The sequence below is a fragment of the Paenibacillus sp. J22P51 genome (genome assembly GCF_059692215.1).
Genome location: NZ_JCAUAZ010000001.1, coordinates 1,150,295 through 1,173,118, shown reverse-complemented (window position 1 = coordinate 1,173,118; position 22,824 = coordinate 1,150,295). Strand labels below are relative to the sequence as shown.

Annotated in this window: 24 protein-coding genes and 1 riboswitch; of the genes, 22 read left to right on the top strand and 2 right to left on the bottom strand. The window is 37.5% G+C overall.

The features are described from left to right. Window positions 1-107: 107 nt before the first annotated feature. From AC58QC_RS04675 to AC58QC_RS04610, 14 genes are all read left to right on the top strand, one after another. Window positions 108-1,223 (top strand): DegT/DnrJ/EryC1/StrS family aminotransferase, encoded by a 1,116-nt coding sequence (locus AC58QC_RS04675; protein WP_497414015.1) that lies wholly within the window; start codon window positions 108-110, stop codon window positions 1,221-1,223. Continuing rightward, complete coding sequence (locus AC58QC_RS04670; RefSeq protein ID WP_497414014.1) at window positions 1,223-1,867, top strand: sugar transferase; 645 nt, start codon at window positions 1,223-1,225, stop codon at window positions 1,865-1,867. The genes AC58QC_RS04675 and AC58QC_RS04670 overlap by 1 nt, the downstream gene beginning before the upstream one ends. Next, a complete protein-coding gene (locus AC58QC_RS04665) occupies window positions 1,864-2,487 on the top strand; it encodes an acetyltransferase (protein WP_497414013.1) in 624 nt (207 codons plus the stop codon). Before AC58QC_RS04670 ends, AC58QC_RS04665 begins: the two co-directional genes overlap by 4 nt. Next, window positions 2,484-3,695 (top strand): glycosyltransferase family 4 protein, encoded by a 1,212-nt coding sequence (locus AC58QC_RS04660; RefSeq protein WP_497414012.1) that lies wholly within the window; start codon window positions 2,484-2,486, stop codon window positions 3,693-3,695. Before AC58QC_RS04665 ends, AC58QC_RS04660 begins: the two co-directional genes overlap by 4 nt. Window positions 3,696-3,713: 18 nt before the next feature. After that, the gene (locus tag AC58QC_RS04655) at window positions 3,714-4,736 is read left to right on the top strand and encodes a polysaccharide biosynthesis protein (protein ID WP_497414011.1); all 1,023 of its coding nucleotides are present in this window, start codon (window positions 3,714-3,716) and stop codon (window positions 4,734-4,736) included. Beyond that, window positions 4,733-5,851 carry a capsular polysaccharide biosynthesis protein CapF gene (locus AC58QC_RS04650; protein ID WP_497414010.1) on the top strand — a complete coding sequence of 373 codons (1,119 nt, stop codon included), beginning with the start codon at window positions 4,733-4,735 and terminating at the stop codon, window positions 5,849-5,851. The genes AC58QC_RS04655 and AC58QC_RS04650 overlap by 4 nt, the downstream gene beginning before the upstream one ends. Before the next feature lie 5 nt (window positions 5,852-5,856). Beyond that, the gene (gene wecB / locus AC58QC_RS04645) at window positions 5,857-6,981 is read left to right on the top strand and encodes a non-hydrolyzing UDP-N-acetylglucosamine 2-epimerase (protein WP_497414009.1); all 1,125 of its coding nucleotides are present in this window, start codon (window positions 5,857-5,859) and stop codon (window positions 6,979-6,981) included. Window positions 6,982-6,997: 16 nt separating this feature from the next. Then, window positions 6,998-8,002, top strand: a complete 1,005-nt coding sequence (locus AC58QC_RS04640; RefSeq protein WP_497414008.1) for a glycosyltransferase family 2 protein — start codon at window positions 6,998-7,000, stop codon at window positions 8,000-8,002. After that, complete coding sequence (locus tag AC58QC_RS04635) at window positions 7,999-9,225, top strand: O-antigen ligase family protein (protein ID WP_497414007.1); 1,227 nt, start codon at window positions 7,999-8,001, stop codon at window positions 9,223-9,225. Before AC58QC_RS04640 ends, AC58QC_RS04635 begins: the two co-directional genes overlap by 4 nt. Before the next feature lie 13 nt (window positions 9,226-9,238). Further along, on the top strand, window positions 9,239-10,672 hold the full coding sequence (locus AC58QC_RS04630; protein WP_497414006.1) for a flippase: 1,434 nt from the start codon (window positions 9,239-9,241) through the stop codon (window positions 10,670-10,672). Between the two features lie 4 nt (window positions 10,673-10,676). Next, window positions 10,677-11,795: a UDP-galactopyranose mutase gene (gene glf / locus AC58QC_RS04625; protein WP_497414005.1), complete on the top strand. Its 1,119-nt coding sequence runs from the start codon at window positions 10,677-10,679 to the stop codon at window positions 11,793-11,795. Further along, the gene (locus AC58QC_RS04620) at window positions 11,785-12,960 is read left to right on the top strand and encodes a glycosyltransferase family 4 protein (protein ID WP_497414004.1); all 1,176 of its coding nucleotides are present in this window, start codon (window positions 11,785-11,787) and stop codon (window positions 12,958-12,960) included. Before glf ends, AC58QC_RS04620 begins: the two co-directional genes overlap by 11 nt. Window positions 12,961-13,431: 471 nt before the next feature. Next, window positions 13,432-14,316 carry a UTP--glucose-1-phosphate uridylyltransferase GalU gene (galU, locus tag AC58QC_RS04615; RefSeq protein WP_497414003.1) on the top strand — a complete coding sequence of 295 codons (885 nt, stop codon included), beginning with the start codon at window positions 13,432-13,434 and terminating at the stop codon, window positions 14,314-14,316. Window positions 14,317-14,456: 140 nt separating this feature from the next. After that, a riboswitch (cyclic di-GMP riboswitch) is annotated at window positions 14,457-14,545 on the top strand. A 285-nt stretch (window positions 14,546-14,830) separates the two neighbouring features. Continuing rightward, on the top strand, window positions 14,831-15,805 hold the full coding sequence (locus tag AC58QC_RS04610; RefSeq protein WP_497414002.1) for a phosphotransferase: 975 nt from the start codon (window positions 14,831-14,833) through the stop codon (window positions 15,803-15,805). A gap of 140 nt (window positions 15,806-15,945) precedes the next feature. On the opposite strand, the gene AC58QC_RS04605 is transcribed toward AC58QC_RS04610, so the two are convergent. Next, entirely contained in the window at window positions 15,946-16,077 is a 132-nt protein-coding gene (locus AC58QC_RS04605) for a hypothetical protein (RefSeq protein ID WP_497414001.1), read from the bottom strand. Between the two features lie 222 nt (window positions 16,078-16,299). Between AC58QC_RS04605 and AC58QC_RS04600 the strand changes: the two genes are divergently transcribed. The 8 genes from AC58QC_RS04600 (at window position 16,300) to AC58QC_RS04565 (ending at window position 21,464) form a co-directional block, all read left to right on the top strand. Next, the gene (locus AC58QC_RS04600; RefSeq protein ID WP_497414000.1) at window positions 16,300-17,016 is read left to right on the top strand and encodes a hypothetical protein; all 717 of its coding nucleotides are present in this window, start codon (window positions 16,300-16,302) and stop codon (window positions 17,014-17,016) included. A gap of 31 nt (window positions 17,017-17,047) precedes the next feature. Next, window positions 17,048-17,623: a hypothetical protein gene (locus AC58QC_RS04595; protein ID WP_497413999.1), complete on the top strand. Its 576-nt coding sequence runs from the start codon at window positions 17,048-17,050 to the stop codon at window positions 17,621-17,623. Between the two features lie 22 nt (window positions 17,624-17,645). Continuing rightward, complete coding sequence (locus AC58QC_RS04590; protein ID WP_497413998.1) at window positions 17,646-18,605, top strand: copper amine oxidase N-terminal domain-containing protein; 960 nt, start codon at window positions 17,646-17,648, stop codon at window positions 18,603-18,605. A 97-nt stretch (window positions 18,606-18,702) separates the two neighbouring features. After that, window positions 18,703-19,116, top strand: a complete 414-nt coding sequence (locus AC58QC_RS04585; RefSeq protein ID WP_497413997.1) for a hypothetical protein — start codon at window positions 18,703-18,705, stop codon at window positions 19,114-19,116. Window positions 19,117-19,295: 179 nt separating this feature from the next. Continuing rightward, window positions 19,296-20,219 (top strand): NAD(P)/FAD-dependent oxidoreductase, encoded by a 924-nt coding sequence (locus tag AC58QC_RS04580; RefSeq protein WP_497413996.1) that lies wholly within the window; start codon window positions 19,296-19,298, stop codon window positions 20,217-20,219. A gap of 27 nt (window positions 20,220-20,246) precedes the next feature. Further along, window positions 20,247-20,486, top strand: a complete 240-nt coding sequence (locus AC58QC_RS04575) for a glutaredoxin family protein (RefSeq protein ID WP_497413995.1) — start codon at window positions 20,247-20,249, stop codon at window positions 20,484-20,486. A gap of 26 nt (window positions 20,487-20,512) precedes the next feature. Further along, window positions 20,513-21,082, top strand: a complete 570-nt coding sequence (locus AC58QC_RS04570) for a peroxiredoxin (RefSeq protein WP_497413994.1) — start codon at window positions 20,513-20,515, stop codon at window positions 21,080-21,082. A 109-nt stretch (window positions 21,083-21,191) separates the two neighbouring features. Further along, window positions 21,192-21,464 carry a hypothetical protein gene (locus tag AC58QC_RS04565; protein WP_497413993.1) on the top strand — a complete coding sequence of 91 codons (273 nt, stop codon included), beginning with the start codon at window positions 21,192-21,194 and terminating at the stop codon, window positions 21,462-21,464. 63 nt (window positions 21,465-21,527) lie between these two features. Here the strand turns inward: AC58QC_RS04565 and AC58QC_RS04560 are convergent, their stop codons facing one another. Next, window positions 21,528-22,598 carry a LacI family DNA-binding transcriptional regulator gene (locus AC58QC_RS04560; protein WP_497413992.1) on the bottom strand — a complete coding sequence of 357 codons (1,071 nt, stop codon included), beginning with the start codon at window positions 22,596-22,598 and terminating at the stop codon, window positions 21,528-21,530. Window positions 22,599-22,824: the final 226 nt, after the last annotated feature.

Sequence of the window (22,824 nt, the reverse complement as noted above, 5' to 3'; positions counted from 1 at the left end):
ATGCTCATTGCAGTAAGTTTCATACTACAATGAGGGAGTAGTGCACTTTGAAAAGCAAACGCTAAGTATAATTGAATCTGCAATAATAAGGAAGGAAGTCTTTGATAATGGGAGATCGAATATTTCTTTCATCACCACATATGAGTGATGAGGGTTATGAAATGCAATATATCAAGAAAGCTTTTGATACTAACTGGATTGCTCCTCTTGGGGAAAATGTGAATGAATTTGAGAAAGAGCTTTCGATTAAAGTTGGTTCTAAAGATGCAGCGGCACTTGTTTCTGGTACAGGGGCTATCCATCTAGCATTAAGAGCGGCAGGTGTTGGTGAAGGAGATATCGTTTTTTGTCCGACTCTGACCTTCTCAGCAACAGCGAATCCAATAATCTATCAAAATGCTGTTCCTGTATTTATCGACAGTGATTATGAGACTTGGAACATGTGTCCAAAAGCATTGGAAGAAGCCTTTGAGAAATTTCCGGAAGTAAAGGCAGTAATAGTAGTGCACCTTTATGGATTATCTGCTGATATGGATAAGATTATGGCAATTTGCAAGAAACACAATGTTACAGTTATAGAAGATGCTGCTGAATCTTTAGGTACTTATTATAAAGGAAAGCATACAGGTACCTTTGGGGATTATGGTATTTTCTCTTTTAATGGGAACAAGATTATTACTACTTCTGGTGGTGGGATGCTAGTTTCTGACAATAAAGAGCGTATTGCGAAGGTAAGATTTTGGGCTACTCAGAGTAGAGACCAAGCAAGGCACTATCAACACAGTGAATTAGGATTTAATTATCGTATGAGTAATGTGGTTGCTGGAATTGGTAGAGGGCAGCTTAAGATCTTAGATCAGAGAGTTGAAAAGAAAAAATATATTTTTGAATTTTATAAGAGTGAACTTGGTGAACTTGATGGTGTTGAATTCATGCCGAGCAATGACTGGAATGAGCCGAATTATTGGTTGAGCTCCATGACTTTAAGTAGCAAGGTTAGACCAATAGATATTATGGAGGCTCTTGAAAAAGAAAATATTGAGTCTAGACCCATATGGAAACCAATGCATTTGCAACCGTTTTTTGAAAATTATCGTTTTATTGGTAGAGATGTTTCTGAGAAGTTGTTTGAAAACGGTGTTTGTTTACCTTCTGATACGAAAATGACGGATGGAGATTTGGAGAAAGTCGTAAAGATTATTACAGGTTTGTGGTTAAAGTGATGAAACCTTCTAAAGGAAATATTTATAAAAGATTTATAAAAAGGCCGATGGATCTCATACTTTCTTTAATTTCTATTATTGTTCTCAGTCCAGTTCTTCTGATAGTTGCTATTTTTGTAAGAGTGAAGTTGGGTAGTCCAATTGTATTTAAACAACAGAGACCAGGACTGAATGAGAAGACTTTTATGATGTATAAGTTTAGGACTATGACTGATGAACGGGATGAGAATGGTGAGTTACTTCCTGATATTATTAGATTAACTAAATTCGGGAGATTCTTACGTTCTACCTCCCTTGATGAGCTTCCGGAAATTTTTAATATTATAAAAGGTGATATGTCTATCATAGGGCCAAGACCATTGCTAGTTCAATATCTCCCTCTGTACAACGTCCATCAAAAACGCCGTCATGAAGTAAGACCTGGTTTATCTGGTTTGGCACAGGTAAGCGGAAGGAATGCGATTAGTTGGGAAGAAAAATTTAATCTCGATGTAGAATATGTAGACAATATAAGCTTCATTGGAGATTGGAAAATTGTTTTTCTAACTATTAAGAAGGTTTTTGTTAGGGAAGGTATTAATTCAGGGACTTCTGCGACAATGGAGTTTTTTAAGGGAACTAAAAAGGAAAGAATGGAATTATGAACAATAAACTTTTCATAATCGGAGCCAGTGGCCAGGGTAAAGTTGTAGCTGATATTGCATTAAAAATGGATAAATGGCAGAGCATTGCTTTCCTAGATGATGATGAGAACATTAAGTCTTATATGGGAATAGAAGTCATCGGGAAATCAGTTGAAGCATTTGCACATATAAATGATTGCGACATTTTTGTAGGTATTGGAAATAACACAATAAGAAAAAAGATTCAGGAGTGTCTTGAGGCTAAGGGTGCAAGTATACCTACATTAATTCACCCCAATGCTGTTGTTGGAGAACAGGTTGACATAGCACCTGGAACAGCCGTCATGGCTGGAGTTGTGATTAACTGTTGCACCAAAATCGGAAAAGGATGCATTATCAATACTGGTGCTACGATAGACCATGACAATGTAATCGAAGATTTTGTTCATATTTCACCTGGTTCACATTTAGCAGGTACGGTAAAAGTTGGACATGGGTCTTGGTTAGGTATTGGTAGCGTAGTGAGCAATAACATAAACATCACCAGCAAGTGTAAAGTTGGAGCAGGTGCTGTGGTGGTTAAGGATTTAACGGAAAGCGGAACTTATGTAGGCGTTCCGGCGAGGAAACAAAAGGAATGAACATACTTTTTTTAACATTACTAGATTTTTCGACAATTGAGGAAAGTGGAATATACACTGATCTATTGCGACAGTTTGTAATAGATGACCATAACGTATATATTATTTCCCCAACCGAGAAGAGGAAGAAACAACCTACAGATTTAGTAGATAAGGGTACTAATAAAATACTTAAATTACAAATCGGAAATACCCAAAAGACTAATTTGATAGAAAAAGGTATTTCGACTCTTACTTTGGAATCAAAGTTTTTAGAAGGTATTAAAAAGTATTTTTCTAATGTGAAATTTGATCTCGTTATATATTCCACTCCGCCCATTACTTTGCAAAGAGCAGTAGAATACGTGAAAAAACGAGACAATGCAAAGGCATATTTGTTGTTAAAGGACATCTTTCCGCAAAATGCAGTTGATCTTGGTATTCTAAAGAAGACGGGGATTAAAAGCGTTCTATATAATTATTTTAGAACCAAAGAAAAAAAAATCTATAAGCTATCTGACTATATAGGGTGTATGTCAAAGGCAAACGCAGATTTTTTATTACAACATAATCCAGAAATATCTTCTGATATTGTTGAGATATGTCCTAATAGTATAGACCCATTAATCATCGAAAAAGACGAGAAAAGAATAGCCGAGATTAAAGAAAAGTATGGTATACCTCTTGATAAAACGGTGTTCATATATGGAGGAAATCTTGGAAAACCACAGGGTATTGAATTCTTGATTGAGTGTTTGAAGGCAAATAAAGCTAACGACCAAGTTTATTTCGTCATAGCTGGATCAGGGACAGAATTTACTAAGCTCAAAACCTTCTTTGATAATGAGAAACTACAGAACGCACAGTTGTTTTCCCAATTACGAAAAGATGATTATGAGATTCTAGCTAACTCTTGTGATGTTGGATTAATATTTCTTGATAAACGATTTACAATACCAAATTTCCCATCAAGACTACTTTCATATATGCAATCTTCTATGCCGGTGCTAGCAGCCACTGATGTTAATACCGATATTGGAAAAGTAATAGAAGAAGGACAGTTTGGGTACTGGTGTGAGAGTAGCAGTGTTGAAGAATTTAATAAAAAAGTACAGCTGTTGTGTGATGAAAGATTAAGGAAGCAAATGGGACTAAATTCAAGAAAATATTTAGAAGATAATTATACTGCAAAGCACTCGTACGAGATTATAATGCGCCATTTTAACTGACTTAAAGGGGATTATTAAATGTTTAAAGATAAAACTCTACTCATTACAGGCGGGACTGGATCTTTTGGTAATGCAGTAATGAAAAGATTCTTAAATACAGATATCAAAGAGATTCGCATTTTTTCAAGAGATGAGAAGAAACAAGATGATATGCGAAAGTTATATAATAATGATAAGTTAAAATTTTATATTGGAGATGTTAGAGATTTAGCTAGTGTCAAAAATGCCATGTACGGAGTAGATTATATCTTTCATGCTGCAGCGTTAAAACAAGTACCATCATGCGAATTCTTCCCCATGGAGGCTGTAAAAACAAATGTAATTGGTACAGATAATGTACTAACGGGTGCTATTGAAAGTGATGTAAAAAAAGTGATTTGTTTATCCACTGATAAAGCAGCTTATCCTATTAATGCAATGGGAATCTCCAAAGCAATGATGGAGAAGGTGTTCGTGGCAAAAGCAAATACAGTAGATCCAAGCAGGACTCTTATTTGTGGTACTCGTTATGGAAATGTGATGGCATCTAGAGGTTCTGTAATTCCATTATTTATTGATCAGATTAAAAGAGGACAGCCATTAACCGTTACAGATCCAAATATGACAAGATTCTTGATGAGTCTTGAAGAAGCAGTTGAACTAGTAGTATTTGCATTTGAAAATGCTGATGCTGGGGATATCCTGGTACAAAAATCTCCTGCATCGAGTATTGGAGATTTAGCGCAAGCAATTAAAGAATTATTCAATGTAGAAAATGAGATAAAAATAATTGGTACTCGTCATGGAGAGAAGCTCTATGAAACCCTACTCACTAGGGAAGAACATGTAGTTGCACAAGATTTAGGTGGATATTATCGAGTACCTGCTGACAAGAGAGATCTTAACTATGATAAGTATTTTGTAGAAGGTGACCAGAAATTGTCTAATGAAGAAGAGTACAACTCTCATAACACTGAGAGATTAAATATTGATCAGATTAAAGATAAACTATTAATGCTTGACTATGTTCGTGAAGAATTGAAAGGTTGGAGTCAACGATGAAGATACTAGTAACCGGTTCAAGGGGGTTCATAGGGAAGAATCTCATAGCTGAACTGAGAAACCAAAACTATACGGACATTTTTGAATATTGTAAGGAAACAGATCAAACAGATCCATCTTTATTTGAAGAGTACTGTAAAGAAGCGGATTTTGTGTTTCATTTTGCTGGTGTAAATCGTCCTAAGGACAAATCTGAATTCATGGACTGCAACTATGGTTTTACATCAATACTCCTTGAAACACTTAAAAAATACCAAAACACATGTCCAATAATGATTTCTTCATCTACCCAAGCTGAACTGGACAACCCATATGGTATCAGTAAAAAGGCAGGTGAAGATTTGCTTTTTAGTTACAGTAAAGAAACAGGAGCAAAAGTGCTTGTCTACCGATTGCCTAATGTATTTGGGAAATGGTGTAGACCTAATTATAATAGTGCGATAGCGACATTTTGTCATAACATTGCTCATGCAACACCGATTACAGTAAATGATCCTACTGTTGTGATGAATTTAGTTTATATCGATGATGTAGTGGAAGAGCTAATCAATGCATTAAAAGGTGCTGAAAATTCGGTTGGGGATTTTTGTGAAATTTCAGTAGTCCACTCTATCACTCTTGGTGACATTGTCGATTTGATTTATTCCTTTAATAATAGTCGTGAAGAACGCTCAATTCCAGATATGTCAAAAGCATTCACGAAGAAATTATATAGTACGTATTTGAGCTATTTGCCAGTAAATAAATTTAGTTATGATCTCAAAATGAATGTAGATCAAAGAGGCTCTTTCACAGAGTTTATTAAGACTCCGGATAGAGGGCAAGTATCTGTAAATATATCCAAACCCGGAATTACAAAAGGTAACCACTGGCATCATTCCAAAAATGAAAAATTCCTTGTGGTAAGTGGTAAAGGAGTTATTCGTTTTAGAAAAATTGACTCAAATGAAGTTATTGAATATTTTGTAAATGGAGAGAAAATGGAAGTGTTAGATATACCAACTGGTTATACACATAATATTGAAAATTTAGGTGATACAGACATGGTCACTGTTATGTGGGCGAATGAATTTTTTGATCCTGAGAAGCCAGATACTTATTATATGGAGGTTTAAGAGGAATGGAAAAACTGAAAGTAATGACAATAGTAGGAACTAGGCCAGAAATTATTAGATTATCTGAAACTATAAAAGCTTGTGATAAATACTTCAATCATACTCTAGTTCATACTGGACAGAACTGGGACTATACTTTAAACGAAATTTTTTTTGAAGAACTAGGGTTAAGACAACCTGATTATTTTCTAGAAGTCGTTGGGGCTGACCTAGGTGAAACTATGGGTAATATTATCGCTGCTACATATAAGATTATTAATCAAGTGCAACCTGATGCACTATTGATTTTAGGCGATACGAACAGTTGTTTAAGTGCTGTGGCAGCAAAACGATTGAAAGTACCTATTTTCCATATGGAAGCAGGGAATCGATGTTTTGATCAAAATGTTCCTGAAGAGATTAATAGGAAGATTGTGGATCATATTAGTGATATTAACCTACCATATACGGAACATAGTAGAAGATATCTCTTATCAGAAGGAATTCGAAAGGAACATATTTTTGTCACAGGATCACCAATGACAGAAGTCCTAACTAAAAATAAGAATAAAATTAATTATAGTAATGTGTTAGCTGAACTTGGCTTGCAAGCTGGAAAGTATATATTGGTTTCTGCACACCGCGAAGAAAATATCGATAATGATAAGAATTTTAATTCTTTAATGAACGCTTTGAACACCATTGCTGAATCATATCAATTACCAGTAATATATTCGACTCATCCAAGAAGTTGGAAGAGGATTGAAGAGAGGGAATTTAAATTTCACCCATTAATCAGGCAATTAAAGCCTTTCGGATTCTTTGATTATAACAAATTGCAGTTAGAGTCTTTTTGCACATTATCAGACAGTGGTACATTATCTGAAGAGTCAGCTATTCTTAACTTCCCGGGAGTTCTAATAAGAACCTCGACAGAGCGTCCAGAAGTGTTAGATAAGGGAACTGTTGTAATTGGCGGAATTACAGAAAAAGATATTGTTCAGTCTGTCGGTTTAAGTAGAGCAATGTGGGAGAATCAAGAAAAAACACTTCTTGCGACTGATTATACGGATGAAAATATATCGGTGAAAGTAGTTAAGATTATTCAAAGCTATGCAAAGATTGTTGAAAAGGTTGTATGGGGTAAATGAGGAGGAATTTTAAGTAATGAGTGTACACATCTCGATTTGCATTGCCACATGGTCAAGAAAAGATAATTTAGCAAACATTATATATTTACTTGAAAATCAATCAATACCACAAGCAGATTATGAAATAATAGTATGTGATAGCTATAGCCAAGACGGTACCATTGAACTAATGGAGGAACTTACTAATAAATATACAAATATTAAGTATATCAATACCAGTAAAAATGTTCTCGCGGTAAAGCGTAATATTGGTATAGATGCTGCATCATCTTCAATTGTTATTTTTATGGATGATGATGTATTTCCTTCAAAAAATTTTATTGAAACCCATTTGGTTGCTCATAGAAATACAGTAAATACGGTGTTTTGTGGGCAAGTACGCTTTCCAGAAGAATGGGTAAATACAAGTAATTACTATTTATATAGGGATCAGTGTCATTTAGGGCAAGCGGATGAACCCTTTCACAATAACTTACCTTTCAATAATATTGTGGTAATGAATATGTCATTTAAAAAAGAAGAGATATTAGATAAAGTAGGTTATGTGAGTGAAGAATTTATCGGATATGGATTTGAAGATATAGAATATGGATACAGAATATGCCATAATGGGATGAAACTTGTATATCTTAAAGAGGCTTTTGCCTATCATCACGAAAAAAGTCCAACTATTCTTTCCTATGGTGAAAAAATATTTAGAGCAAGTCGCGATGGTGCAAAAATATTAAATTTATTTAATTCTGATATTATCAAAAGAACCCAACTGGTTTTTTTCGAAGATAATGTTGGCAACGAAAGTCTAGTATTCAATATGAAAAAAGTTATGTATAGAATAATAATAAATAAAACAATAGCAACTATTATAGGGAAACTATTGGTTAAGACGGATAAAATTCGTATATTATATAACGCAAAACTTTACCGGTATTATGTTGCGTATAAATCCAAAGAAGGTAAATTGGCGCAAGGAAATGTAACCCTATCAGTGGATGATGTTAAAGCTGGATGGTACAGTAAATGAACCAGACGGATAAAGCGTTTTGTATTACAGTACTTGTGATGTTGTTTCAAATAACACGCAACATTAATATTTTCATTTATATTGCGATATTATTTGCTTCATATGCTTGGTTGTATATCACGTATTTATTTAATAAGAGATTATTGCCAAACAATAATACATCCATTAAACCGTCAGAAATGTTATTTGTATTTTCCTTATTGTGTATTCCTTTTATTAGTTTACAAAATATGAAGTTTTCTGAATTTATAATTTCTTTTCCGAGATATTTCGTTACGCTTCCTTTTATTTTATTTTGTTTTTTTTATAACCAGTTTAGTTATAATTTAGTAAAAAGAATTTTTCAAATATTATGTGTATTTTTAGCTCTCTCATCACTATCGATTCCATTCCAAATCATATTCGGCAGAATTTCTTTTTTTGCTGATACAGGGGAAAGGGAAGGGTTGGAAAGATACGCTTCACTTGCAGGTAGTCTTACGTCAATGGGAACTTTAGGGGCGTTGTCACTAGCAATATTGATGTTTAGTGGTGATTTTCTTTTTTCTAAATTTAAAAAAACAATTTTAATAATTGTAACTATATTGGGTATGTGTATGTCACTCCAAAAAGCAGCAATAGTTAATATAATTATATGTTTTGTATTATACTTATTTCTGGGTGAAACGAAAAAATTTACCAAGAGGGTAGTGGGTACGTTATTATTTTGCGGAATATTATTTCTGATTTATTATGTACTAAGAAACACAACTTTCGGAATTTATATCGATAGTATAATTCAATACTCTTTTTCTGATTCATCACTAAGCGCAAAGTCAGATTTTATTGATAGAATTTGGGGTTATCCATCAATAGTAGTTGATTATCATAGGATCAATATTATTGATCTTGTAACAGGGATTGGGTTTCTATCTCTTTCAGGAACACTAGGGCTACCTAATTATCCGATGGCACATAATAATTATTTTGATTTATTATTTTCCGGCGGTTTGGTTCACTTTGTTTCTTTCATGATTCTAGTTATTGGAATTCCGATTAAAATGATTTTGAAAACATTTAAAGGATTTAAATTAACTCATATTGATCGTAGTTATTCAGTCGTAATTCTGTTGATTTTAATAAATATGTCAATTGGAGCTATAAACTTTTATCAACCTATTGCGGCTGTATTCATTTTTATTGTGATTTTTTCTTATAAAAAATTAGTTAAACTTCAACTTTAGGAAGGTAGTAAAATTGTCTAAATTAAATTCATTAAAAAAAAATTTCTTTGCCAATTTTATTAGAGTTTCAGTAAATTTGTTATTTCCCTTAATTACTTTTCCGTATGCCTCTAGAATACTATTTGCAGAAGGCATCGGAAAGATAAGTTTTGCGCAAGCGTGGATAACTATCTTTGTTTTGATTTCCAACTTAGGTATACCGATATATGGAATAAGATCAGTTGCAAAGGTTAGGGAGGACAAAGAAAAATTATCAATACTAGTGCGGGAACTACTCTTGATCAATTTATTCTCGACAATGATTGTTTTATTATTATTTTTAATATCCGTTTTTTATAGTGAAAGAATTAATTCAGAAAAAGAATTATTTTTGGTTTTTAGCATATCTATCGTGTTGGCCAATTTGGGAGTTGAGTGGTTTTATCAAGGTGTAGAGGAATATAGTTACATCTCAAAAGTAAGTATACTATTTAAAGTTGTGTCTGTAATTTTATTATTTTTGTTAGTGAAAGACGAAAAAGACTATGTAATCTATTCATTCATTTTAGTACTCTCGGTTTACGGTAGTGGTATTATTAATTTTATTAATTTAAGAAAATATATCAATTTTGAAAAAAAATACAAATTAGAATTTCGAAGGCATTTAAAGCCGATTCTTATTATTTTTGGTTTTAACATCGCTACAAGTATTTATATTAATTTGGATTCCGTTATTCTAGGATACTTGTCTGGGGATAGAGCGGTTGGATTATATGCAGCTGCAATTAAAATCACAAAAATTGTAGTGGTGCTAGTAACTACACTAGGAGGTGTTTTATTGCCTAGAATATCTTACTATCTCGAAAATGGATATATTAATGAGTTTCAAAGAGTTTCAAGATTGTCTGCAAACTTCATCCTTTTAATGGGGTTGCCTGCGATCGTAGGGTTATATATGTTAGCTCCTGATGTAATTTATTTATTTGGAGGTAGTGATTTTTTAGAGGCAGACTTAAGCATGAGAATAATGTTGCCCATTATTTTGTTTATTGGCTTTAGCAATTTTATTGGTCTTCAAATAATGTATACATCTGGGCTTGAAAACAAAGTTTTATTATCAGTTATTTTTGGTGCTTTAATTAACATTATCTTAAGTATAGTTTTGGTTCCTGTATATCATCATGAAGGAGCAGCTATAGCAACAGTAGTAGCTGAAGGAAGTGTTCTTGCCATTCAGTTTATACTAGCAAGAAAAGTATTAAACTTTTCGATTTTTGATAATAACACTTTTAAATATATTATCGCTACAATAGTCATGTTTATTTGTTTAAATATTATTCCCGATTCGAATTTTGGATACAACCAAAGATTAATTGTAAAACTGTTTATAGGTGTTGGAGTGTATTTTACAACTTTAATCTTGTTAAAAGAACAATTTAGTATAATGATTATTAAAAGAGTGAGGTAATGTAATGTTAAGCAAATATGATTATCTAATAGTAGGTGCAGGTCTCTTTGGATCGGTCTTCGCATACGAAGCAACAAAGAGAGGTAAAAAATGTTTAGTAATTGATAAAAGAAATCATATTGGTGGAAATCTATATTGTGAATCCGTAGAAGGAATAAATGTACACAAGTATGGTGCACATATCTTTCATACTAGCAGTAAAAGGATTTGGGACTATGTAAATCAATTTGTTGAATTTAATAGGTATACGAATTCACCAATAGCTAATTACAAAGGTGAGATATATAATTTACCTTTTAATATGAATACTTTTAACGCACTATGGGGGACAGTTACCCCGCAAGAAGCGAAAGATAAGATAAATAAGCAGAGAGAAATTGCAGGGGTAAACGTTCCGACTAACTTGGAAGAACAAGCTATCTCACTAGTAGGTACCGATATTTATTATAAATTAATTAAAGGATATACTGAAAAGCAATGGGGTAGAAGCGCAACTGAATTGCCTGCTTTTATTATTAAAAGATTGCCTGTTAGATTTACGTATGACAATAATTATTTTAACGATAAGTATCAAGGAATACCTGAGGGAGGCTATAATGTAATTATTGAAAAGTTATTAGAAAATATTGATGTTAAGCTTGAAATCGATTTTTTGGAAAACAAAAAAGAATTGTCGGGAAATGCGACTAAAGTAGTATTTACAGGAATGATTGATCAATATTTTGATTATAAATATGGTATGTTGGAATATAGAAGTTTAAGATTTGAAAATGAGATACTGGATACTTCAAATTATCAAGGAAATGCTGTTGTGAACTATACTGATAGTGAAACAGCATTTACTAGAATTATTGAACACAAACACTTTGAATTTGGCATGCAAGAAAAAACCGTGATTACAAAAGAATACTCGACAGAGTGGAATCCCAAGGATGAACCTTATTATCCTATTAATAATGACAAAAATAATGAGTTGTTTAAGAAATACAAAGAATTAGCTGCAGAAGAAAAGAATACAATTTTTGGTGGGAGATTAGCAGATTATAAATATTATGATATGCATCATGTAATTCAACATGCATTAAACATAGTAGAGAAGGAGTTTAAGGCGGATGTTGAATAAAAAAAAGATACTTATGTATATGAATGAGAGTAATTTAATGCCTGTGGGAGGTCCTTCTGGGTATTTATACAATTTAAAAAAAGAATTAGATCAAAAAGAAATTAATAATATATCATTTATTCAAGGGAATGTTGGGCATTGGAAGGAAAAACTTAAGAAGAGAATACCTAAAAGATTAAAAAAATATTTGGGGAATCATTTGTTGGTTAGTTCCATAATTAATGAGAAAGTGGCACCTAACCAAAATTTTTCGGAATATGATATTGTGCATTTTCATTCAACTATAGCTTTATTTTTGAATAGAAAAAATCTAGAAAATTATAGTGGCAAAGTTCTTTTAACCTCACATACTCCCAAACCACACCACCAAGAATTATTAGATGAGCTTTCTAAATTTGAAAAGAAATATTTTGGGGTGAAGCTGAGGAATCTTGAAAATTTCGATAGATATTCATTTAATAGAGCAGATTACATATTGTTTCCGTGTAAAGAAGCGGAAGAACCCTATGATAATAATTGGAATGAATATAAAATGATAAAACATGCTAAGAACACTAGCTACAAATACATTCCCTCCGGAATAATCGGATGCTCACCCAAAATAAATAAAGAAGAAATTCTAAAAAAATATAACATTCCTGAAGGGAGTTTTATAATTTGCTATGCTGGAAGGCATAATGAAACCAAAGGCTATGATTTGCTTAAAAAAATTGGATCGGACTTATTAAAAACCAATAAAAATATATACTTCTTGATAGCTGGAGTTGAGGAACCTTTAAGAGGAATAGATGAAGATAGATGGATCGAAGTAGGTTGGACAAATGATCCACATTCTCTTATTTCCGCATCAGATTTGTTTGTACTACCAAACAAAGAGACATATTTTGATTTGGTTATGTTAGAGGTTCTATCCCTGGGTAAAATGGTTCTAGCAACTAACACAGGGGGGAATAAATATTTTAAACAGTTTAATAGTGAAGGAATAATCTATTTTGACTCTTTAGAAACAGCACTTTTTAAAATAAATGAAGTTATAAAAATGCCCCAGTCTCAAAGAATAGAGTTAGAAAAGAAAAACTACAACATATTCGATTTAAATTTTAGAGCTAGTAATTTTTTAGTAAATTACCTAAATATATTAGAAGGGATATTAATAGAGAATTGATGTTAAAAACTGGTCTGTCAAATCTTTTGTGTAAACGCATTTAAAAGACCTTCTACCGAGGGAAGAAAATGTTTGTTCAGATGTTGGCAAATGCGAGTTGAATAGAAGAAAACAGCTTGAGTAGCATTTGCCCCTGATTTGGATAGGGCTTATTTAATTTCGAGTGAGGTCTATTATGGTCAAGTAGAGTATCTTCAAGAGAGCTTTCTCCGTTTGGAATACGCTTTTTACTTAGTTACTCTTCGAAGCTAATGATAGCGAAGGATGAGAGGGTGATTAGTTCTCCAGGTTTCATTTTTCATTTATTTCAATTATGAGGTTAGAAGAAGTTTGAATATTGGAATCACAATTAAGAAAAGGATTGAAAAGCAGTTTAAAATAGCTAACAGTATTGGTAAATTCAACCCACTACCCTTACTCTCACCCTTACCTTTATCCCTATTTTTATACTTTTTGTGGAGGAAAACAGAAATGAAAGTACGTAAAGCGATTATACCTGCAGCGGGCTTAGGAACGCGTTTCTTGCCAGCAACTAAAGCGCAACCAAAAGAGATGTTACCAATTGTAGATAAGCCTACATTACAATATATTATAGAAGAAGCGGTTGAATCTGGGATAGAAGAAATACTAATCATTACTGGAAGAAATAAAAAGTCGATAGAGGATCATTTTGATAAATCAGTTGAACTAGAGGTTGAATTGGAAGCGAAAGGGAAATACGCACTTTTAGAAGAAGTTCGTAAAATCTCCGAAATGGTTAATATTCATTATATCCGCCAAAAAGAGCCTAAAGGGCTTGGTCATGCGATTCTTTGCGCGAAAAGCTTTATTGGAAATGAACCATTTGCTGTATTACTTGGTGACGATATTGTCTATGGAGATAAGCCGTGTTTAAAGCAAATGATTGAATCGTATGAAGAGTATAGGACAACAATTCTTGGAGTACAAGAAGTTCCGCTCGCAGAGGTTAATAAATATGGGATTGTTGAAGGAAAACAGATTGCGACTAAAGTTTATAAAGTAAATGGGTTAATTGAAAAACCAAATGTTGAAGATACTCCATCTAGAATAGCTATACTTGGAAGGTATATTATTACCCCCGCAATCTTTGAAATCTTGGTAAATACCGAACCTGGTAAAGGTGGAGAAATCCAATTAACCGATGCACTTAAAGTACTAGCACAAAAAGAAATAATGTATGCATACAACTTTATGGGTAGAAGGTACGACGTAGGTGATAAACTGGGTTTCTTACAAGCAACAGTGGATTACGCATTGAGAAATAAAGATCTTCGTAATGAGTTTCTCAAATACTTGATTTCAGTTACTGAGAACGAGAAAGTTACTAATCATTAACCCTGATTTATTAGTTTATTTTTTTATTCCAAAGTCTAGTACTTTAGACATCTCTACCCTCCAAGAGATACACGACGAAAAGCCCATTGCCGCAAATTATACATTTGCTACAATAGGTATATAAGTCATTCACATAAATTGGACGATAATGGCAAAACTGGTGAAAATCAGTGACGCAAAGCTACAGGGACTAAGGTGGGTCAATCCAGTATGTCAGCCAGCTTCCGAATCATCGTGCCTCCGCAGTGGATTTATGTGAAATCAAGGAGGAATTAGAATGGATAAGTTTTGGCATTCTTTTTGTTTAAGATTTAATGAGGTTATCCTGGATAGCTGCATCTGTGACATCGAGAGAGCGAAGATTTTTAATAAAATTAATTATCACCGAACGAAATTGCATACATAAGCGAAGGCACCTAGAGCAGGTGCTTTTTTTCTTTTGCAGGAAGAGGGAATGTATAGCCATTAGTGAATAACTATAAGAGAGAAGGTAGGATGATGGAGGTGAATTGCGGTGAACAAACAGCTTGAACAGGTGCTCTCAAGTATGGTGAAGCCCAGTGGCGAGTTGGATGCCGCTAGGATAATAGGTAGGCAGTCCCTGTATACAGGACGGAATGGCAAAGTGATTGAGCGCTTCTGGATAGATATGGATGGACAGCGTGAGTCGTATATTTTCAAACCATTAACGAATGGAACGACATGCGGTCGCGAGAAATGGATATACGAACACCTACTAGGATCAATACCAGTTCGCGTTCCTGCGCTGTATGCATCTGCCGAACACGAGGATCCCGAGAGCTATTGGGCTATTTATGAGGATATGGGCAAGATGTCGCACCAGTTGGAGGATAACGAGTATGCCGTTGCCACCGCGTGTATTCCCTTATGGCATATGCTGCCACATGATAGGGTGCCGTCGCGTTTCAAAGGGGATAAGACAGATCTAACCGACTTGAAACAAGATGATTTGAATGGGTTTCACGATATGGGGAAGCGTTTGCTTCGACTAGGTTTTGACAAAGAAAAAGTTGCAGCTATCGAGCAACTCATTATGCAATGGAACGGAACTTTTGAAACAGAGATTGTTATTTCGCATGGTGATTATCATCAAGGGAATGTATGCCGGCGTGGCGATGAGTTTATTATTCTAGATTGGGAATTCATGCATCATAATTCGGTGTTCTGGGATTTATATGGTTTGTTAGATATGAGTCATCCCGACTTTCCGAAAATGATCAGTTCCTCTACACGTCTAGACGCGTTACATGCGTATTTGAATCAGAGAGTTTCCTTGGGATGGGAAGCCGATTCTGGAAACTTTATTGCTGATTATCATCGATATGCGATTGTTCATTCAGTCTGGATGCTTGGACTAATTGAGAAAGATTTACAGAAAGGACAGTGGGATACATCCAAATTGCTTCGTGCCCAGCAAGAAACGATGCATTCACTTGTGGCGTGTTTGGCCTATTGTGAGAGAGCTTAAGTCGCCTGGACTACAAAATAGGACTAATGACCCTGTCTTTGGTCCCTCTTCATTTGGTGCATTTTAGCTTATACTTGTAAAATATTCGCAAATCGAGTCGATAGCCGACGCCTGATCAGAGACGCCAGCTATGCCTAAATTTACTTGCTCGATAGTCGTCTGCGTTTAAAAGCCCAGTATTTGATCCAAATAGCGCCTTCATCGTCTTTGAAAAGCTTAATACCAGCCAATTTCAATGGCGTCCAAACTTCTGTAAAATAGTAATTTGGCATCGCACAGCCTCCCGTATGATGTAACTTACTTCAATATAACCTTAGACCTATAAAAAGGCTGTCGAAATTTGTCGTTGAGAATTGTGAACGATTTCTTTTTTTTTTGCGTTAAAGCACCCTCAGGGTGCTTTTTTTATGCTTTTTCGATCGACAAGATGTGACTTCATGGCTCAAAAAGCTTATAATAGGAATTATCCAGTATGAGACTTGGTAGGTGAAGATATGTTAAAGAAGAAGTGGAAGAATCGAATACTATGGGTAGGAAGTAGTCTGGTTGTTCTACTTGCTATTGGGTATTATGGCATGAATATAGCTATGTCGTATGTCCTACAATCGATGATTCCGCAGATCCCTATTGAAATTAGTGGACAAGCTTTAGAGAGTGCTAGTTTGACAGGTTCGATTGGCATCAGTAAGGAAGCTGAAAGTGGTGTAGTGGCAACTGATAAAGCGGCAGGGTCTTTGGTTCCTATTTCTAAGCAGGGAGAAACTAATACCCAAGGTAGTCAGACTCAATCTACCACTGTGCCTATAGGAACATCTACGAGTAGCGAAGCCGTAGTTTCCCCCTCTAGTACCGTCAGTGTACCTAGTGTAGCTATACAAGATGGCCAGACTGCTACTCCAACACAACCAGTGACAAAGGATAAATTCGGTTACCAGGCACAGGTTTCATCGGAGAAAACGAAAGCGGTTCAAGACTCGATTACGCTAAAAGAGAAGGCATCGGTTACTTCCGTGCTGCTGAAGAAATTGAGTACTTCCGATCTTCAACTTTTTGCAAGTATGGCTGGGAATGGCTTATCTGTGGATGAGAAGAAGAATGCGAAGGAAATCATATTGCAAAAGCTAACGGAAGACGAGTATAACCAGCTGATTGGGATTGCTGCGAAATATGGATTGAGCCAGGGAAAGAATTATAAAGACACGCAGAAATAATCTCAGATTACAAATAGGTAGAGGGGATTTTGTGAGAAAACGAAAACGACTCATTCTGGTTTTGGTTAGTATAGGCATTATAGGTGCGGGCGGATATTCGGCCTACACCTATGCCATGAATGTGATAGGGAATAAAATCGCCGATCAGCTCGTTATTGAAACTGAGAATAATCAACAATTGTTGGAGCACATCGATTTGCCTGTTATACCTGAAACCCAAGCAGTTGTATCTTCTGAGGCATCTGTGCCGACTGCTGAGCCAGGTTTGGCAGATCAGCCGGTTGGTAACTCCAAGGCAGTTAATTCGGATCAGGGACAGTCAGAATCGAATTCTGTTCAGAGCAAGCAATCTCAGCAAGCTATAGTCAATGACCGAGAGAAGCAAACTGCGACTGAGAAGAAGGCAGCAGCTGGGTCATTTGAGAGTAAGCAGGAAGCCGTGAAGTTTGTAATGAGCAGGTTTTCGGCATCAGAGCTCAATAACCTTAGGCAAATGGCAAGCGGCGGCTTGACATCTGAGGAGAAGGCAGAGCTGAAGAAGATCGCTTATACGAAGTTTACTTCGGCCGAAATTACGGCAGTTCAGAAGGTTGTTTCCACCCAATAATATTAGAAGAGGTGTTTTGTAAGTGAAGGTTAGAAATGGCTTCAAAACGATTGGATTATCTTTGGCACTAATGATGGGTTTCAGCGCACAAGCAGCTGCAGCACAAGCACCAACGGATGTGGATGTGTATCAGATCCCAATGCATTTCACTTTTGACGGGAAGGAATATGCGCCACCAGAAGGTCAGCAGGGTTTCATTTACGAAGGTACGACTTATGTGCCGATCCGTTTCATATCCTATTCGCTGGATAAGGCGGTAAGCTGGGACCCGAATACATACACGGTATCGATCGCAGAGCCTAAAGCGGCAGAAAAAATTAATATTAATGAATATAAAATGAATGCACAAGTTTATTCGAAAAGTAATGAGAAGTTCGATAAATCAAAGTTAGCGCCTAGCAATCTGAAGGTATATAAAGAAAAGATTTCTTACATATTCGATGGTATTGCAAAAAGCCCATCTGATGAATTGCCAGGTTATATTGTGGATGGTAGTCTGTTTGTCCCGATTCGTTTTTTCTCTGAGTCAGTTGGAAAGACGATCAACTGGGATCCGGAAACCTACACGGTGTCCGCGGTTACCACGGAAGAGAAGAAAGCCGAGGACAAATTGCCTGAAACTACAAAACCAGATACGACAAAGCCTGTTACAACGCCGCCAATTGGCGGTGGGGCTGGTGGTGCCACGAAACCGTCATTAGCGTCGATTAAGGCGGATGCAGAAGCCCGATTGTCCCAGCTTAAGGCAGATGCTAAAGCCGCGTTACAAGACCTGTATAATCAATATAAGGAAACTCCAAATCCGAGTTTAATCGCGCAAGGCTTAGCGAAAGTCGCACAAATTGATGGCCAATTTGATCAAATTATTAGTGACACGGAAGCGAAGCTAAGTACGAACGGTTACGACACTTCCATTACTGATACCTACGAAGATCAATATGAGCAAATGAAGTCAGATGCGCTGGCTTCGATCAAACAGTAATCCGCCCATTTTTGGGCTTTTGTTCACCGAGTAGGCAATCGCACACATACAGTATAGTAGAAAATCAAACTATACAGAGAATGTGAGTGATTCCGATATGACTAAGCGTGAAGATCAAGAATTTCGTCCACCGATCGGAGGGCATGGCGGCGGTATTGGACATGGACCCGGAGGTATAGGTCATGGCCCTGGAGGCCCTGGAGGCCCTGGAGGCCCTGGAGGTATAGGTCATGGCCCTGGAGGCATTGGAGGCCCAGGTCATTTCCCCGGTGGCCCAGGTCACTTTCCAGGCGGACCTGGCCATTTTCCACATCATGGCGGCGGCTTTAACAATGTGCTGCCTTGGGTAGTGGCCCCATTGCTATATGGTGCGGCGACGCAACCGTACTACCCACCATATTACCCGTACCCATATCCATATCCTTATCCATACCCGCCATACTATCAGCAATATCCACAGTATCCGCCGTACCCAGTGATAAGGGAAGAGGAGGATCTGCAGTCCTCATAGCGTTAAAATCAGGCTGCCTTCGAGTAGGAAATTCCTACTTGCAAGGCGGTTTTATTTTTGTTTATTATTTAGAATTATTATAAATAAGCTTGACTTTATTTTTCTTTTATTTATAATAATTATTATCTAATATATATTATCGATGAAATTTAAAGGCCGTATGGAAGGAGTGCATCGGGATGTATGATGTCATTATTGTTGGAGCTGGTCCCGCGGGAGCTTCTGCTGCAATTTATACAGCAAGAGGGAATTTGAAAACATTAGTTATCGATAAAGCACCGAATACAGGAGCTTTAGCCATTACGCACAAAATTGCGAATTATCCCGGTGTCATTGGTGAATTGTCGGGGAAGGATTTGCTGGATACGATGCGTGACCAAGCCAGAGGCTTTGGAGCTGAGTTCATCCAAACGACGATCACGGATGTGGATGTGGAAGGCGAAACGAAATATGTGTTTACCGCTGACGGGATGTATGAAGGTAAGTCCATCATAATTGCAACAGGGTCTAAGGGACGCAATCGCATGCTGCCTGGTGAGGAAAATCTGATGGGGCGCGGGGTAAGCACGTGTGCTACCTGTGATGGAGCTTTTTTTGAAGGGAAAACGGTCGCTGTGATCGGTGATTCCGAGGAGGCGCTGGAAGAAGCGCAGGCGTTAAGCAAGTTCACTAAATCCATCCACTTCGTAGTGCCGCGTCCTGAACTGCAAGGTGTTCATCACGTCCCGGAGTTGAAAGGCACGGATATCCTCTACAAAACTAAGCCGCTCGAAGTATTGGGAGACAAGCAGGTGCAGGGTCTCAAAATTCGTACAAGCTCTGGCAGCGAGGAAGTATTGGACGTGGATGGAGTCTTCGTTTTCCTATCTGGCAGTAAGCCAGGTACCGATTTCTTACAGGATCAAGTACCTCTCGATGAGGATGGTTTCATGATCTTGGATAGCTCCATGCAGTCGCCGGTTGCTGGTGTGTTTGGAGCAGGAGAAGTTAGACGTACCCCAGTCAAACAAGCTGTTGTTGTTGCTGCAGATGGTGCGATTGCCGCTATGGCTGTCGATAAATTTATTAATAAACGGGCTCAATTGATCCCCCAATACAAATAATCCAAACCTACTAGGAGATGACCAAACATGTCTAACGTAATCGTATATTCCAGTTCCAATTGCCCTTATTGCCAACAGCTGAAGAAATATTTAACGGAACAGCAAGTCGGTTTTGAAGAAAGAAACATCGATTTGAATGATCAATTTGGACAAGAGCTGCACGATATGGGCTTAATGTCGTTGCCTGTCACCGTGATCGGCGAGCATAAAATTCTAGGTCTCAACGTCACCAAACTCAAAAAAGCACTAGCCGAAATCGCTAGCTAATCCATAACACCAAAGGAGATTACACCATGACACAACAACTAACCGTTCAATCCAATGCTACTTTTGCTAAAATAGGGCTGCCAGCACCGAGCTTCTCCCTGCTCTCCACGAAAAATATGGACACGCTCGAGGAAAAGATCTCGCTCGAGGACTACCGCGGCAGATGGCTTGTGTTCTTCTTCTGGCCGTTCGACTTCACCTTCGTGTGTCCGACGGAAATCACGGCGTTCAGCGACCATTACGAGCAGTTCCTTGACCTCGACTGTGACATCGTCGGTGCGTCTGTTGACAGTGTCTACACACATCGTGCTTGGACACAAACGCCGCGCGATCAAAGCGGCATAGGCCCTGTGAAGTTTCCTTTGGTCAGTGACTTCTCCAAAGAAACAGCACGTGCCTATGGCGTCCTAGATGATGAAACGGGTGCTGCGCACCGCGGCTTGTTCATCATTGATCCAGAAGGCGTGCTGCGCTATCAAGTGGTCACGGACATGAATGTAGGACGCTCGGTTGACGAGACGCTGCGAGTGCTTCAAGCACTGCAAGCAGGCGGTCTTTGCCCAGCGAACTGGAAGCCAGGCGATCGTACGTTATAAGTTAATGAAGCCCCAATCGGCATGATGTCGGTTGGGGCTTTCCTGTATTCTGATCGCCGTTTGAAGTATAATGTATAAACTACAGTTAGATAGTGAGGTTGAGTGCAGCATGGCGTCCATTGCGGACAAGGTATTTATGGGTTCTTTGATTTTAATGATGGTATCCGTTGTCATAAGCGGGGTTGGTTTTCAATTCGTGAATTGGAAAACACAAGTGAATGATGAGTTAGAGGAAGAAACGAAAACGAGCAGTAATCGAAAGAAATCGGTTATGGAACGCCAAGATAAAAGTCTGAAACGAATCGGGCGCTCATACTTATTTTGGATTGCGTTTGCGGGTATGCTTATATCCATTGGTCTTAGTTATTTATCAAATAGGTAGTTGAAGAAAGCGTATAGCTGCTCATGTTCATGATGAGTGCTGTACGCTTTTTTTGGTAGGCGGTTAGCCGGAATCCCGTGCGATGAAGCGAGCGGATAACACAACCTTCTCCACTTGTCTGCCAGGGTGTTGCAGCCGGTAAAGCAGCGTTTCTACGGCTCGAATGCCGAGGGCTTCCTTTCCGAGTTCAATGGTGCTAAGCGAAGGTGTCGCGTAGGCGGCCGCTTCGATATTGTCCACCCCAATGACCTTGACTTGACTAGGTACGTCGAGGCCGTGACGCTTCAAAATAGGAAGTAGGGCTAGTGCTAGGTGATCATTGGCGCAAACAAAACCATCAGGCATAGTTTCCTCGGATAATGCCGCCACTTTGCGTTCCAATTGGTGAAGCATGTGAGACTGATGACAGTATGCGATTTGCCATTTCTTCAAATGGTAGGGCTCAGCGGGCCCGGCCATATCCTCGAGCGTCATGCGGCAGCCCCACCATCGCTCTTTAAAGCTAACGGCGAAATGATCATCGCCAATGAAAATTACGCGCTTCGCGCCAGCGGAAAGCAAGCGTTGACAGGCCATTTTGCCAGCGTCCAAATTATTATTGAGCACAATATCCACTTCGATGAGCGGTTCATTATGGTCTATGAGGACGAGCGGAATTCCACTTTGCTTCAAAGAAATGACGGACTGCGCGGGGAAGGTTCCGGCCAGCAGCTGCCCAATGCAATGCGATGGATCGAGATAGGACGGCATCTGCAGGCCAGACTGGTGGTGCGGTGAGATAGGAACGATGAGATGCTCATAGCCTAACTCTTTGCTGGCTGTGGCAATGCCGGAGAGCACCTTTCCCCAGAAAGGGTTGTCCTGCAAATAGGTAGACTGAATCCAAACCAAAATATAGGGAGTCGTTTCGTCTGTATGATGCGGACCTTCTTTGGCATGCTGGTTAGCTGCTTGAAGGCTCTTCTGTGAGCGCTGCGCTTGCTGGAGCGTATAGCCCATGGCTTTCGCTGTCTCCTGAATACGAAGCCGGTTCTCTTCACTAACGCTCGATTTACCTGATAAAGCTTGGGAGACTGTGTATTTGGACATGCCAAGTCGGTCGGCAATTTGCTGCATGGACACTTTTTTACTCATGGTAAACATCCTTTATGTTGAAGATACTTCTTAATTTCGAAGCGAACCTAACAAATCTATTGTTCCTGATCAGAGTGAGATTGTCAATGATCGCTTATTTTATGGATTTACTCAAAAAAAGATTGACCTCATCTAAGAAAGTGATTAAATTATGTTCATAATCAATGCCTGTTAGCCTAACAAAAATAACAATTTATAATTGAGATTTCTTTTGAACAAACACCCG

Bases quoted from the DNA above. Each gene is read 5' to 3' on its own strand.
- AC58QC_RS04675 (WP_497414015.1), top strand. From the start codon at position 108: ATGGGAGATCGAATATTTCTTTCATCACCACATATGAGTGATGAGGGT.
- AC58QC_RS04670 (WP_497414014.1), top strand. From the start codon at position 1,223: ATGAAACCTTCTAAAGGAAATATTTATAAAAGATTTATAAAAAGGCCG.
- AC58QC_RS04665 (WP_497414013.1), top strand. From the start codon at position 1,864: ATGAACAATAAACTTTTCATAATCGGAGCCAGTGGCCAGGGTAAAGTT.
- AC58QC_RS04660 (WP_497414012.1), top strand. From the start codon at position 2,484: ATGAACATACTTTTTTTAACATTACTAGATTTTTCGACAATTGAGGAA.
- AC58QC_RS04655 (WP_497414011.1), top strand. From the start codon at position 3,714: ATGTTTAAAGATAAAACTCTACTCATTACAGGCGGGACTGGATCTTTT.
- AC58QC_RS04650 (WP_497414010.1), top strand. From the start codon at position 4,733: ATGAAGATACTAGTAACCGGTTCAAGGGGGTTCATAGGGAAGAATCTC.
- wecB (WP_497414009.1), top strand. From the start codon at position 5,857: ATGGAAAAACTGAAAGTAATGACAATAGTAGGAACTAGGCCAGAAATT.
- AC58QC_RS04640 (WP_497414008.1), top strand. From the start codon at position 6,998: ATGAGTGTACACATCTCGATTTGCATTGCCACATGGTCAAGAAAAGAT.
- AC58QC_RS04635 (WP_497414007.1), top strand. From the start codon at position 7,999: ATGAACCAGACGGATAAAGCGTTTTGTATTACAGTACTTGTGATGTTG.
- glf (WP_497414005.1), top strand. From the start codon at position 10,677: ATGTTAAGCAAATATGATTATCTAATAGTAGGTGCAGGTCTCTTTGGA.
- AC58QC_RS04620 (WP_497414004.1), top strand. From the start codon at position 11,785: ATGTTGAATAAAAAAAAGATACTTATGTATATGAATGAGAGTAATTTA.
- galU (WP_497414003.1), top strand. From the start codon at position 13,432: ATGAAAGTACGTAAAGCGATTATACCTGCAGCGGGCTTAGGAACGCGT.
- AC58QC_RS04605 (WP_497414001.1), bottom strand. From the start codon at position 16,077: ATGCCAAATTACTATTTTACAGAAGTTTGGACGCCATTGAAATTGGCT.
- AC58QC_RS04600 (WP_497414000.1), top strand. From the start codon at position 16,300: ATGTTAAAGAAGAAGTGGAAGAATCGAATACTATGGGTAGGAAGTAGT.
- AC58QC_RS04585 (WP_497413997.1), top strand. From the start codon at position 18,703: ATGACTAAGCGTGAAGATCAAGAATTTCGTCCACCGATCGGAGGGCAT.
- AC58QC_RS04580 (WP_497413996.1), top strand. From the start codon at position 19,296: ATGTATGATGTCATTATTGTTGGAGCTGGTCCCGCGGGAGCTTCTGCT.
- AC58QC_RS04575 (WP_497413995.1), top strand. From the start codon at position 20,247: ATGTCTAACGTAATCGTATATTCCAGTTCCAATTGCCCTTATTGCCAA.
- AC58QC_RS04570 (WP_497413994.1), top strand. From the start codon at position 20,513: ATGACACAACAACTAACCGTTCAATCCAATGCTACTTTTGCTAAAATA.
- AC58QC_RS04565 (WP_497413993.1), top strand. From the start codon at position 21,192: ATGGCGTCCATTGCGGACAAGGTATTTATGGGTTCTTTGATTTTAATG.
- AC58QC_RS04560 (WP_497413992.1), bottom strand. From the start codon at position 22,598: ATGAGTAAAAAAGTGTCCATGCAGCAAATTGCCGACCGACTTGGCATG.